Origin of the sequence: Flavobacterium ginsenosidimutans (assembly GCF_003254625.1) — a bacterium.
GTDB lineage: Bacteria > Bacteroidota > Bacteroidia > Flavobacteriales > Flavobacteriaceae > Flavobacterium > Flavobacterium ginsenosidimutans.
The window spans coordinates 284,557-298,237 of sequence record NZ_QJRJ01000082.1; the positions used below are offsets into that span (position 1 = coordinate 284,557).

Annotated in this window: 13 protein-coding genes; 4 read left to right on the forward strand and 9 right to left on the reverse strand. The window is 33.1% G+C overall.

What is annotated here, in order from left to right; genetic code table 11:
* Positions 1–17: 17 nt before the first annotated feature.
* From DM444_RS21775 to DM444_RS21790, 4 genes are all read right to left on the reverse strand, one after another.
* Positions 18–755 carry an SDR family NAD(P)-dependent oxidoreductase gene (locus DM444_RS21775; RefSeq protein ID WP_111290581.1) on the reverse strand — a complete coding sequence of 246 codons (738 nt, stop codon included), beginning with the start codon at positions 753–755 and terminating at the stop codon, positions 18–20.
* Positions 756–775: 20 nt separating this feature from the next.
* A complete protein-coding gene (locus DM444_RS21780) occupies positions 776–994 on the reverse strand; it encodes a tautomerase family protein (protein ID WP_095929127.1) in 219 nt (72 codons plus the stop codon).
* A gap of 12 nt (positions 995–1,006) precedes the next feature.
* Positions 1,007–1,540, reverse strand: coding sequence for a YceI family protein (locus DM444_RS21785; RefSeq protein ID WP_111290583.1), 534 nt, complete (start codon positions 1,538–1,540; stop codon positions 1,007–1,009).
* An 85-nt stretch (positions 1,541–1,625) separates the two neighbouring features.
* Complete coding sequence (locus DM444_RS21790; RefSeq protein WP_111290585.1) at positions 1,626–2,210, reverse strand: Crp/Fnr family transcriptional regulator; 585 nt, start codon at positions 2,208–2,210, stop codon at positions 1,626–1,628.
* Between the two features lie 221 nt (positions 2,211–2,431).
* Between DM444_RS21790 and DM444_RS21795 the strand changes: the two genes are divergently transcribed.
* The 4 genes from DM444_RS21795 (at position 2,432) to DM444_RS21810 (ending at position 6,788) form a co-directional block, all read left to right on the forward strand.
* Positions 2,432–3,265 (forward strand): universal stress protein, encoded by an 834-nt coding sequence (locus DM444_RS21795; RefSeq protein ID WP_111290587.1) that lies wholly within the window; start codon positions 2,432–2,434, stop codon positions 3,263–3,265.
* Positions 3,266–3,856: 591 nt separating this feature from the next.
* A complete protein-coding gene (locus tag DM444_RS21800; RefSeq protein WP_111290589.1) occupies positions 3,857–4,903 on the forward strand; it encodes a beta-ketoacyl-ACP synthase III in 1,047 nt (348 codons plus the stop codon).
* A gap of 29 nt (positions 4,904–4,932) precedes the next feature.
* Positions 4,933–6,027 carry a sensor histidine kinase gene (locus tag DM444_RS21805; protein WP_111290591.1) on the forward strand — a complete coding sequence of 365 codons (1,095 nt, stop codon included), beginning with the start codon at positions 4,933–4,935 and terminating at the stop codon, positions 6,025–6,027.
* Between the two features lie 5 nt (positions 6,028–6,032).
* Entirely contained in the window at positions 6,033–6,788 is a 756-nt protein-coding gene (locus tag DM444_RS21810) for a LytR/AlgR family response regulator transcription factor (RefSeq protein WP_111290593.1), read from the forward strand.
* A 214-nt stretch (positions 6,789–7,002) separates the two neighbouring features.
* Here the strand turns inward: DM444_RS21810 and DM444_RS21815 are convergent, their stop codons facing one another.
* The 5 genes from DM444_RS21815 to DM444_RS21835 form a co-directional block, all read right to left on the reverse strand.
* A complete protein-coding gene (locus DM444_RS21815) occupies positions 7,003–9,414 on the reverse strand; it encodes a sensor histidine kinase (RefSeq protein ID WP_111290595.1) in 2,412 nt (803 codons plus the stop codon).
* Between the two features lie 180 nt (positions 9,415–9,594).
* The gene (locus DM444_RS21820; RefSeq protein ID WP_111290597.1) at positions 9,595–10,101 is read right to left on the reverse strand and encodes a hypothetical protein; all 507 of its coding nucleotides are present in this window, start codon (positions 10,099–10,101) and stop codon (positions 9,595–9,597) included.
* A gap of 97 nt (positions 10,102–10,198) precedes the next feature.
* Positions 10,199–11,056, reverse strand: a complete 858-nt coding sequence (locus DM444_RS21825) for a helix-turn-helix domain-containing protein (protein ID WP_111290599.1) — start codon at positions 11,054–11,056, stop codon at positions 10,199–10,201.
* A gap of 103 nt (positions 11,057–11,159) precedes the next feature.
* Positions 11,160–12,113 (reverse strand): polysaccharide deacetylase family protein, encoded by a 954-nt coding sequence (locus DM444_RS21830; protein WP_111291196.1) that lies wholly within the window; start codon positions 12,111–12,113, stop codon positions 11,160–11,162.
* Positions 12,114–12,313: 200 nt separating this feature from the next.
* Positions 12,314–13,681, reverse strand: coding sequence for an alginate export family protein (locus DM444_RS21835; RefSeq protein ID WP_111290601.1), 1,368 nt, complete (start codon positions 13,679–13,681; stop codon positions 12,314–12,316).

Here is a 13,681-nt window from a genome sequence, read left to right on the forward strand (position 1 = left end):
TTTAATTTTTGAAGTTATCAGATGCTGTGTCCAGCAACGTGACCGCCATCTAAATTAATGATTTCGCCAGTTACAAAATTGCTTTCGGCTAAATAAAGAGCCAATTGCGCCACATCATGGGTTTCTCCAATGCGTTTCAATAAATGTAATCCAGCCAAACTATCAGCATTGTCTACGCCAGTTTTAGCTTGAAGCGGACTTCTAATAATCCCTGGAGCAATCGCATTTACTCTAATATTGTTTTTTCCGAATTCTGCAGCAAGTTGTCTTGTAAAGGCATGAACGCCGCCTTTGCTAGAAATAGGCGCAGTTGCAGGAAATCCATCGATGGCATGATCTACCAAAACGGTTCCGATATTAATAATTGATCCTTCACCTTGTTGCAGCATTTGTTTTACGGCCGCTTGGCTTGTAAAATAAGTTCCTTTTAAATTAATGTTTAAAAAACGATCTAAGTCTTGTTCTTCAACATCTAAGAAAGATTGTGGCTGAAATATCCCTGCATTGTTTACCAATACATCAACACTTCCGAAACGTTCTAAAGCAGTTTCAACTAATTCTTTTCCGGTTGCAATACGGCTTACATCACCTTGTACCATTGCCAGCTGATTCGCATGTCCTAATTCTTTAAAAGTAGTTTTAAGATTCTGCAAATTGGCAGAATTGATCACTACATTGTAGCCTTTTTCTAAAAATAATTGAGCTATTGATTTACCGATACCTGTTGAGGCACCGGTTACTATAATTGTTTTCATTTTTTCCTGATTTTAAGTGATTATTTCTTTTGAGCCGTAATGCCTCTTTCGCGCAAGACAGAAACCTGTTCGCCTGCAAATCCCCAATCGTCTAATTCTATTTCTTGAATCACGATGTGTGTAAGGCTCGGATCTTTGTCCAAAACATCTGTTATTAATTGGGTAATGCCAGAAATGAGCTGCTGTTTTTGTTCTCTTGTAACACCTTCACGAGTTACTTCAATTTTTACATATGGCATGATTTCTAAGTATTAAGCAAGTTTTGCTGTTAGATTAACATCCAATTCAAATTCGTTGTAAATCAAAGTATCTCCAAGATTGGTGAAGAAATTTCCAGAACGGAATTTCATATCATATTTGGTACGGTCAATGATGATTTTACCAGAAGCTTTCAAATCGTTTTCATTTTTTTTCACTTCCAAATTGAAACCAATTGGATGTGTAATGGCTTTAATAGTAAGATTGCCTTCGATAAAATAAGCTGAAGAAGATTGTTTAGAAACAGCCGTAATGTCTAAAGATGCAGTTTTGAATTTGTCTGTAGAAAAGAAATCGTCAGAAGCCAAATGTCCTGCAAACTGCTGATTTGTTGCAGAGTCGGTAACATCAAGAATTAAGATAGAAGTAGTGTCTATAACGACATTTCCGCCAGTAAGTTCATCATTAGAAAAAGTAAAATTACCATTCTCGATATTAATTGTTCCATTGTGTTGTCCAGTAACTTTTTTTCCTATCCAGTTTACTTGACTTTCAGTATTCGAAATTTTAAAATTTTTAGTTTCCATTATTCTGTATTTTAAATTGTTATTAATTTATAGTACAAAGTAATGGCGGTATTCCAAATAGATTACGTGATGTAGATCACATTCGTCAATGTGGTTTAGAAGCGTTGTACAATCGGCTTAAAGTTTCTCTGGATACACCAAGATAAGCGGCAATTAAATGTTTAGGTACGGTGTTGTATAAGGCAGGATAGAGCGAAAGCAATTCTTCGTATCTCGTTTTGGTGTCATTATTCATAAAAGAAAGCAATCTTTTCTGAGAAGCCACGTAACCGCGATTGGTTCTCCATCTAAAAAAATGTTCTATTTCATGTATTTCGCTACAGATTTTCTCTCGATCCTGATTTGAAAGAGAAAGAATTTCAACATCCGACACACAATCTACATTAATAGTAGCTTTAGTTTTGTTGTAAAGCGCCGCATAATCAGAAGCCCACCAAGTTGGCATAGCAAACTGTAGGATGTACATTTTTACGTCATCATTGACATAAAAGGACTTTAAACAACCTGAAATTACAAAATACTCTTTGTCAACGTCCTGACTTTCACTAATAATAGTTTGCCCTTTCTTAAAAGTTTCTGTTTTAAAATGCGAAAAGAAATAATCAAACTGTTCGTCTGTTAAGGTGACAATTTTAGAAACATGGTCTTTTAATAAAGATTTGGCATCCATCGCTGAAGTTTTAATAAAAGTAAAAGTAATAAATATTAAAACGGTCAGAGCTTATTATTTTTTATCGTTTTTAAAGTAAGAAACAAAAAAGGAAAGTCTGTTTTTTCAGGAATGAAATTTTACGGTTGAGCTTCAAAAAATGATAGTTGGGTTACTAAATTTCATGCAGAAGTAAATAATTAGGCAATTTTACTAGAAAATATCACGCCTAATTTTATTTTATGATTTCACCTCTTACTATAATCGCCGCTACTAATTTTTCTACGATTGCCAATAATGCTGTTACTTATGCAGCTGGACTTGCAAAAGCAACTGGCGCAAAGCTTGTTTTATTTAATTCATTTTCTCTGAGTGTTCACAGCGCCAATTCGCATATAACGGCCGATGCGATGCAGAAGCAAATTGATAGAGCAATTTCAAGATTAGAAAATCTGGCTAAAGAAACAGCCGATGTGTTTAAAATTGAAGTTGATTCAATTTGTACTTATTCCTTTTTAGAAGACGAACTTCCACGAATAATTGAGCAGACTAATGCAGATGCTGTTGTTATGGGAATGGCAGAACGTTCTTTTGAACAAGAATTACTTGGAAATTCAACTACAACAGCGATCAAGAATCTTCATATTCCAGTTTTAGCAGTTCCTGAAAATGCACGTTTTCAAAGTATAAAAAAAGTGCTTTATGCTTGTGACAGTTTAAGTTTTTCGGCTATTAAAAAGTTCAGCTGGATTAAAAGTACTTTAGGAGATTTTGGTGCAGAAATCGAATTTTTTAGCGTAGATGAAAAGTTGGATGATTTGAAAGAAGAACAACACAGAATTTTGATGAATTCGAATATCGAAAAAGAATTTGAAGACGTAAAATATTTATATAAAACCGTAAGATCAAACGCTGTAATCAACGAAATTAGAAAAGAAATTAAAAATTATGAGGCCGATTTGTTGATTATGGTGCCTCAAAAATACGGTTTTTGGGATTCTTTGGTTCACAGAAGCAAAACTAGAATTTTGGCAGCGGGGCTTGATATCCCATTATTGTCGTTTCCAAATTATTAAAGATTAATTTGATTTAAAAATAATGATATAAAAATTAAGAGGTTTTTTTGAAGAAATTTTATCAAAATAAATTTTAACAGATTTTTTTTGATTTTAGGGATTTTATAATTTTTAGCGCTTGTTGCCGAATTTCAAAATTATATTTTAACATTTCAGGCAGTTTTGTTAATTATTCTTAATTACCTGCTTGTTTCAGATATTTTTAAATTAATTTTGTAGCACTCTAAAAACTTAATGCAGATAGGTTTTTTATCAGTTTGGCAATAGCTAAAATTGGAAATGATCTACAAACTGAAACAGCATTGTATGATTTTAAAAATAAGATAAATTAAAGATTTTATACCAAGCACTACCGAGAGAATACTTGGTGTAGATTTTTAATTTATTTTAATTGGATTTTGTAGAATGTTTTTAGTTTGTTCGGTTTTTTTAAAACACTAATTTCTCAAAACAGCTGTAGTCAACAGATTTAATCGGCTTTTAAGGATGCTGTTTGGCTTCCTGTGTCAGTTCTAAATGAGCTGAAAAGAAGAGAAAAAGTAGTAAGCATTGGGTTCTAAGAGTACAAAGCTTAAAACAAAAACAAAAACAATGGGCGCAGTAATTACAGCAATAGGTGGTTTCGTACCATCATCAATCCTTACCAATAAAAAGATTTCAGAAACAGTTGATACATCGGAGGAATGGATCATCAAAAGAACTGGAATTAGAGAACGTAGAATCGCAGATGACGATACGGCAACATCTGATCTTGCTGCAGCAGCGATTGAAAATCTTATCGAAAATTATAATGTAGATCGTAGTGAAATTGAAGCTTTGCTTGTAGCAACAGCAACTCCAGATCACATTTTAGCTCCAACAGCAAGTATCGTTTGCGATAAAAGCGGACTTACAAATGCTTTTGGAATTGATATGAATGCAGCTTGCAGCGGATTTTTGTATGCGCTGGAAATGGGTGCAAACATGATCGAAAGTGGACGCTACAAGAAATTAATCATCGTTGGAGCAGATAAAATGAGCTCGATCGTAGATTATGAAGATCGTAATACTTGTATTCTTTTTGGAGATGGAGCAGGAGCGGTTTTGTTAGAAAAAACAGAATCTGATGCAGGTTTAATGAAAACGATTCTTAAAACAGACGGAAGCGGTGTTTCTTCTTTGGCTGTACCGGCTGGAGGTTCTAGAAATCCAACTTCAATGCAAAGTCTTTTACACAGAACACATTATTTAAAACAAGACGGAGCTTTTGTATTTAAAAGAGCCGTTGCTGCAATGAGCCAGGTTTCGCAAGATGCTTTGGCAAAAAATGAATTAGAAGCAGACCAAATTGACTGGGTGGTTCCACACCAAGCTAATTTGAGAATTATTACTGCTGTAGGCGAAAGCTTAGGAATTGATTTTGAAAAAGTAAAAGTTAATATCGATCGTTACGGGAATACAACTTCTGCAACAGTTCCATTATGTTTATGGGATTTTGCGGCTGATTTTAAAGAAGGTCAAAATGTATTGATTACTACTTTTGGAGCAGGATTTTCTTGGGGTGCAACGTGCTTAAAATGGGGCGTAATGCGCGAGAAGAAAACCTTTCGATCGGTAAAAGCAGATAATGTAGAAGAGAATATTTTAGTGGAACACTAAAATATCGATTTTAATAGTTAAGGGAATAAATGAAGGGAAAGAATAAGAATAAAAAATCGGGCAAGAATTTTTTCTATAAATACTACAGGGTTATAGTAATTCCAGCCGTTTTTCTGGTTTATCTTTCATCTTATTATTTTCTGAATCCGTATAGAAATTTTGAAGAAGAAGGTTTGCTCGATTTAGATCAAACCTTCGATATCTTCATTATTTTATTGTATTGCGCCATACTTACAGAACTGACCTTGTTTGTTGGTCGAAAATTAAATAATTATATTCGCTGGGAACAAAATCCAGCTTTTCGGGCAATCGCACAATTTATTTGTCTTATTGCTGGAAACATTCTTCTTAATTATTTTTTCTCTTGTCTTTGGGATTATTTATATCCATGTACCGCTTTACAAGAAAATGACTTAGTTACCATTTGGCAGTCAAAAATTATGGCAGCCATTATTTCGCTGTTCATAAGTGCCATTCATACTGGAATATTTTTGCTGAACAGATGGCGTTTAAATGCAATCGAAACGGCTGAATTAAAAGTTAAAGCTTCAGAACTTCAGGAAGCAGTTACACGTTCAAAATTAGAATCTTTAAAAATGCAATTAGATCCGCATTTTGTGTTCAATAATTTCAGCACTTTGACCGAATTGATTTATGAAGATCAGAAAGAAGCGGCTTCGTTTTTAGAAAATATAACGAGAGTATATCGTTACATGATTTCAAATTCAAATAAAGATACCATTACGGTAAAAGAGGAAATCGAATTCCTGAATGCCTATTTTTATTTACTAAAGAAAAGACTCGGAGACAAAATTGATTTGAATATTGAAGTTGATGCTGCTTCGTTTGCACTTCATTTACCACCATTAACCTTGCAGTTATTGGTAGAAAATGCTGTAAAACACAACATGGCAACTTTGGCTAATCCGCTTACTATTACTGTTTTTTCTGATTCTGGCGATATTATTGTTCGAAATAACTTGCAGAGAACTGCGGGGAAAAGTTTGGCTTCAACAGGAATTGGAAATAAAAACATTGAATTCCGCTATAAAATTTTATCTCAGAGAATGCCAACTTTCAGTGAATCAAACGGCTATTATGAAGTACGTCTGCCATTAATTTAAGAGTTATGAAAATTTTAATTGTAGAAGATGAAAGCATCAACGCCAGCCGATTGAAAAGATTGCTGGAAGAACTAGAACCCAACTGTGAAATTTTAGGCATTATTGACACTGTTGTGGATACAGTTGCATGGCTGAAATCGAATCCAACTCCCGATTTAATTACAATGGACATTCGTTTAGCAGACGGATTGAGTTTTGCTATTTTTGATGAAATCAACATCACTTGTCCTGTAATTTTTACCACAGCTTATGATGAATATGCGATTCGTGCCTTTAAAGTGAACAGCATCGATTATTTGATGAAACCTATCGAAAAAAACGAATTGGAGTTTGCTTTAACCAAATTCAACTCTTTAAATAAAAATGAAACTAGCGTTACCAATATTGCTGGAATTCTAAAAGAACTGATTGAAAAACCTGTGTTTAGAATGCGCTTTTTAGTAACCTATCGCGACGGTTATAAAAGTATAGATGTTTCCGATATCGACTTTATATATTCAGAATTCAAAACCAGTAATTTGTTTCTTAAATCTGGTGTAATGGTCTCTATTCCACATACTATGGAAGAACTGGAGCAGGAATTAGATCCGAATATCTTTTTTCGTGCTAATCGCCAGTTTTTCATTCGTGCAGAAAGCATCAAAGCTATTGCGAATTACTTCAACGCAAAACTTAAAATCCAATTAAAACTTGATCCTGAACGAGAGGTGATAATTAGTCGTGAAAAAACGCCTTTCTTTAAACAGTGGATGGATAGATAAGAAAGTTGCTAAGGCTCTAAGATTTTTTGTTTTGCCACAAAGGCGCTAGGGCGCGAAGTTTTTTTAATTAAAGTTTTATCGCAACGTTTATAACATATCCTTTTTTAATTCCTTTATTCTTTTAAAAACTTAGCGTCTTAGCGTCTTCGTGGCAAAAAATCATAGCAAAAAAACTTAGCGACTCCACGTCTTTACGAGATTCCTTTTCAGTATTTTAATCTTTATCTAAAATCCTTTTAAATATTAACTGAAAACTAACGCCATTTTCATTTTCAATAAATAAATCTCCCTCAAGAGTATTGCTTAAACCGTTGATAAGCGTCATTCCGAATGAATCACTATTTTGCAGTTCTGTGATATCCAATATGCCAATTCCGTTATCAGAAATAAGAAGCTTATAGCAGTTTTCTGAAATCTCAGACAGTGATAGATTAATAATGCAGTTTGCGTTATCCTTAAAAGCGTATTTTATTGAATTGGTAATGACTTCGTTGATAATTAATCCTAATGCAATTGCTTGCGAAATATCTAATTCGATCGGATCAATTTTTACTTCAAAATGAATGTATTCTGCATTGAAAGACTCTTTTAGATATTCGACCAATTCGTTGCAATATTCAGGCATATCAATCATAGAAACATTGTCTTCACGATACAATCTTTGATGGATTAGTGACATCGCATAAATTCTGTTTTGACTGTTTTTTATTGTAGAAATTGCCAAATCATCTTTTAAATAAGAAGACTGAGAGTTCAGCAGACTAATTACAGTTTGAAGATTGTTTTTTACACGATGATGAATTTCTTTCAAAAGCCATTCTTTTTCTTCAAGCAAACGTTCTAATTTTACATTTTTGAGCTTGATTTCTTTTTCTTTTAATTCTAGTCGGCTAGTATTGCGCTGTTTAATTTTTGCCCTGTTGTATAATAAAATAATGATTATCAGCAATAAAAATAAACTGCTGGTAGAAATTGTGTTTAGAAGTCTGGACGAATGCAGTTCGTTTTTTTGAAGTTTGGTCTGCTGTTTTAAAGATTTTATATTTAATTCTTTGGCATTAGTCTCAAATTTGAATTTTAAATTTTCATAATCCCGATTCTTACTAATGTTGTTCATCGAATCCTGAATTCGGTTATAGCTTTTCATGTGTTCGATCGCAGAAAGATAATTTCCTTTAAGGGAATCAATTTTATATAGGGTAAGTTCTAAAACATGACGGCTAAAACCTTCTGTGTTATGAGGGATAGCAAGAATACGATTGGTAATTTCTTCTGCTTTTTGAGGTTTGTTAATTTTGATATAAAACAGCGCCATAATTGAAGAACAAGTCGCGACATCTTTGAGTGTTTCTGCTGAATTTAATTTTTTAGCATAAAAATCAACTTTTTCATAACAGGCCTCAGCTTCTTTTAGCCTTCCTAATTGGTCATAACAGCAAGCCTTAAGCTGATTTAGGATCATATTATCCAAATCGTTTTTTGGCGGATATTTTTTGGAAGTATTTTCTAGATATTGTAAAGCTTCGGTATATTTAGAAGCATCCATTAGCGATCGTAAAGCTCCAAAAAAGCTTTTATACCAAGTTCCCGCATTAAGTTCCCTTTGATTATACTCAATTCCTTTCTGGTAAAATTTAATAGCATCGTCATAATAGCCTGTGTTGTTATAAACATTACCTAAGCGTATATAAAAGCTATCTGCAAAAGCATAATCTTTTGTTCTTTCCATTGAGCTAACACTTTCCAAGGCATAATAAAGTGCATCTTTATAATTGTTATGGAATAATTCGATATATGAAATGGCCGTTTCAGTATACTGCGTATATAGAAAACCTATTTTTTTCTGAAGACTAAGACTTGTCAGAAGTTCTTCTTTAGCCAATTTCATGTCGCCTGTCCAAAAATGCACAGGAATTATTTTCATATAGGTTTCAATTTCCTTTTCCTTGTTGCCTGTTTTTTTATAAATAGCCAAAGCTTCGGATAGAATAACCGCTTTTTCCTTATTACTATTTGGCATAAAAGTGCCTCTGTTATCAATGGCTTCGGCTAGTAATTTATCGTTTTTTGTTTTTCTCGCCGCATTGACTAATTGCGAAAAAATAGTACTGCTCAATTGCTGTTTGCCTGCTTGATAATAATATTTTGCTAGAAGAGATTTAGATTGAAATAACCATTTTTGAATTTGGGATTTTTCTGCCAGTTTTTGAGCTTTATTAATATACAAAAGCGCATTTTCCAGATCATTTTTTTTTGCACCAGCTTTAAAAAGATAAAAACTCCCAATTTGCAATGACAGTTTAATTTGATCGATTGTATTTAGTCTTGGCAATAACAATTCTGCTCCGCGAGCATAATTATTGGTAATTAAATTATTTCCCGGAAAGTTTGATCCGTCGTTAAAACCTTCATCGTTGGCAAGTGTGTAAGGTAACTTGTGAGCTTTGCAAGCTAAAATCATCGCGCTGTCAATATCTATAGAACCTTGATTAACATTGCGAAGATAAATAGCCACATTATGCAGCATCAATCTATCTTTCTGAAGCTTAAGTTTATTGGTTTCATTTTGGCTAAAAGTGGTTGTGGTAAAGAAAATTAGTAAAAGTAAGAAAATTACTTTTTTCATGTTTAGGAATGTTTGGAGGAGTAAAACTAAGGGATTTAAAAGTGTTTAGAAAACATTTTTAAAGATAATTTATTGCTCCCAAAAAGAATTATCTGATGAAACGATTATAAAAAAAGCTGTCTAAATTCTAGACAGCTTTTTCAAAACTATATTTCGGTCTTGTTAACGTCTCACCAAATTTTAAATGATTTCCTTTTTTAGAAAAATCTGTTTTTCAGGAAGATTTTCTGTTGCGTTTTCTTCAAAATCAAAAAATGAATAATTCATAGAAAGTAAAGTCTCTTTCAAAATAGCATCAGATTCAAAGAGTTTTACCCAAACCAAATCGTGTTTTCTTTGTTTGGCAATTACTTCCGTACGATTAAAAAGTACTTGAATTTCTTCAGTATTAAAATAAACGATGTGGTTAATGCAAATTGGTTTTGAAGCTTCAATCTTTTCATTAAAAATTCGAGAAGAATTTAATTGGAGAAAAGAAGATGGAATTTCATTTTCATGAACCATTAAAACTTCAATATTAAAATCATTTTGCACTTTAAAAAGTTCTGAAATAGAAAGTGTTTCAGAAACATATTTTTCTCCAATTGCTTCGGATGAAAATAAATTGGAATAGAATTTTTTCGCCTGATTTTCCATCCAAGTTGCGGTATCCATTATAATGACGACAAATTGTGCTGCTTTTGACATGTTTTTAGATTTGAATTATCAAAAGCAAAACTCTATTTATTTGTTTAAAGAATAAAGGGACAGAAGTCTGAAATGTTGGTCAGAAAGGCGGTTTTATTTATGGATGATTTCTAAAATCTAACGGAGAAAATCCAGTGTAGTTTTTAAAGAATTTTCCAAAAACAGATTGGTTCGAAAAGTGTAAAGTATCGCTAATCTGACTAATAGTTAAAGATTTATTTTGAAGTAAAACTTTGGCTTCCAAAATTACCATTTCATCAATCCATTCGCGGGTTGTTTTGCCGCTGTTGTTTTTTATTACTTCCGAAAGATATTTTCTGGTAACATTCAAATTATCTGCATAATAAGATGGCGAGCGATGTTTTATAAAATCTTTTACCAAAAGTTCTTTAAATTTTTCAAACAAAGGATTTTGAATTTCTTTATTCGGAAGATTTTGTTTGATTGAATCCAATTCGAATATCAAAATGTACAAATAACTTCTCAGAATGGAAGCTTGATGAAAATGATCTGCACTTAACGTTTCCTGAATTAAAGAAAAAAGCTGTTCAAATTTTGGCTTTGTATTTTTCTCTAAAGAAAATACATGTAAATCACTGTTTTCGAAAAAATCATATTGCGAAAGAAAGAAGATATTGGCTTGATTTTCCAGAAAAAAATCAGGTTTGAAAAAGATAATATCCATTAAAATCTCTTCACTGTTTTTCGTAAAACTTCTAATTACATTTGGACCAAGCGCTAGAATTGCAGGTGCTTCAATAACAATTTTATCCAGTCGCGTCTGCATTACAATGCTTCCCTTTTTGAGAAATTCTATCGCATAACTTTCAGCACGATACGGAATATCAATATACGGATGATCCTCAATCTGGACATAGAAATAATCTTTTTGGTCGTTTATATTGGTAAACAGACTTTTATGATGTTCGAGTGAGTAAGTGCTGATTTTGCTCATTTCTGAGAAACTTTAGGAGATTTAGTTTATCCAAATATAAGGAAAGACTAAACATTATTAATTAAGCTTTAAAAATATAGACTTTTAAAGCTTAATTAAAATTTTAAAACTCACGAATTGACGTTTTATCTTCAAGAGTCATTTTTGCAATTTCATCTTTTCTTTTAAAAGTTACGCCATTGTGTTTTTTCATATAATTGATTAATTCTGAAACAGTTTTAACCATTTGCGGAGTTCCCCCAATTCTGTCATGAAAGCTAATAGACATTTGTCGGCGTTTAAATTCGCTTTCCGCATAAAGCTGGTCAAATTCGGCTTTTACTTGATTGAAGAATTGGTCAGATGAAAAGTTTTTTCCTTCAATTAAAACAATATCATTACATCGAATGGTGTATGGAACAACCACAAAATCCTTTTTATTCGCTTGAATTATAAAAGGTTCATCTCGGCTTAAATCATCTATATGATAGATAAAACCTAGTTCTTGCAGAATTTTGATTGTGTTTTCACCACGTCTGAGCCAATTAGCGTTATATCCAACAGCGGTAAAACCAGTTACATTTTTTATGGCATCAACGCCGTCTTTTATAAACTTTTTTTCTTCGTCGTAAGACATCGCATATTCTGAACTCCAGTTCATGCCATGCGCAGCAGCTTCATGTCCGCGCTGTACAATTTCTTTAGCAAGCGCAGGATTTTTTAAAACTGCAGAACCAACCATGTGCGAAGTAACTTTTATTCCATGTTTGTCCCAATTGTCCAGCATTCTCGGAATTCCCTCTTTATAACCATATTGATACCAAGTTTCAGCAGGGAAATCACGATAACCTTTCTGCATGTTTTGAGGAAATGGACTTTCTGCATTTTCAGGCTGTCCGCCAGCTTCAAATTGCATAGAAACCGAAACCACCAATCTTGATCCGTCTAACCATTTATTTTGTGTCTCAGCATCCATTTTTTCTTGTTTTATAGAGTTTGAAAATGTATCAACAGGATTTGTAATTACTGCAGCGCCTGTTAAACCCGCCATTTTTATAAAATTTCTTCTTGTTGTCATTTTTTGATATTTAGAAATTATCATTTTCTTTAGCTGTAAGTTTTTTACACATAGAAACATAGTTATGCTTTTTCGAAAAAGGCGTTTCACTTAGTTTCTAACACATAGCTATGTGTTAGAAACTAGTTTCTTTCAATATTCTTTACTAAAATGCAAAAGTCTATGTTTCTATGTGTTAAGAAATCCGCCAATAAAACAACTTAAAATTTAAGCTGCATCGTAACGCCTGTAAAAAACATATTTTTTCCAGTTCCAGCAGCTTTTAAAAAATCCCCAGCTTTAAACCAAGTTGCCTCAACACGGAAATATAAATATTGATTAGGAGTGTATATAATTTCACTTTCTAACTGCTTTCCAATTTCTTTAGCATCGGTTGCATTTCCTGGATAAATCATAATCGTATTCGGACCATAAATTCCGTCTTCGCTGCTATATCTCCAAAACATATCATAATCAATAACCCAATCGATATTTTTTGCCAATTCTAAGCTTAAAGATGGATGAAAATCAACAAGATTTGATGGGCCAATAACAGAAGCCAGTCCAAAGTAAGCGCCTCTTGGAAACAACGGATTAAAAGTATTTAAGGCATTATCACCATTGGTTTTATCTCCGCTGATTAACTCCACTTTAAATCCAAATTCAGGTTTTAAAACAACTGATGTAAATTGATATCCAGTATTCAAAGAAACCGTCCAAGCTTTTATGTCTTTAGAATCAATATCTCCAAACTGATAAACAGCTTCGGCATCGTAGCGCCATTCGTCATATTTTCCCCAAATGCGTGTTCCAACAGAATGACGTAATTCTTTTCCGCTAGCATCATCAAAATTGGCATTTGCTCTTTCATAACCTAAATAATAAAGATCAATATTCTTGATTGCCGGAATTTTATTGAGTACAAAATAACTTCCCCAGAATTGTCTTTTTTTATTCGAATAATCATCAAAAATGCCATCTTGAGCCACTACATAATGGCTGTAGAATAAATCAGAACGAAAATTATGGTAACCAAAAATTGCTTTTGCTGCGTCAAATGACTGGCGATTATTTGGTCCGTCCCGAACGGCAACCAAACGCTGTGATCCATAACTTAATTCCTGCCTTCCAGCTCGAAAAATCAACTGTTTATTTTTTTCTGAAATCACATTAATATCAACAAATCCCTGATGTACTTCAAGCGGATTGCTATCAACTGGACTCGGATCGATTCTTCCATTTGCATTACTGCTTTGAAGCTGAATAAAAGCTCGGAAATATTTACTCGAATGAAAATCGGCGTGAAGCAAAAATCGGTTTAAAATGTAGCCATCAGGATCTTGAGGATCATCTCCCCATTTTTCATTTTTGGCATAGAAATATTGATACCTGACTTCTCCTCCAAAACTCAGATAAGTTTCCCCCGAAGAGGAGAGAGGCAGATATTTCATGGTTTTGTACCAGTTTTTTTTAACGGTATCTTTTTGTAAAACCTCATAATTTTCGTCAAATCGCAACGGTTTAAAATCTGGATAAGACTGTGAATGAAGTTGTATACAAATAAGAAATAATAGAATGATTTTTTTCAT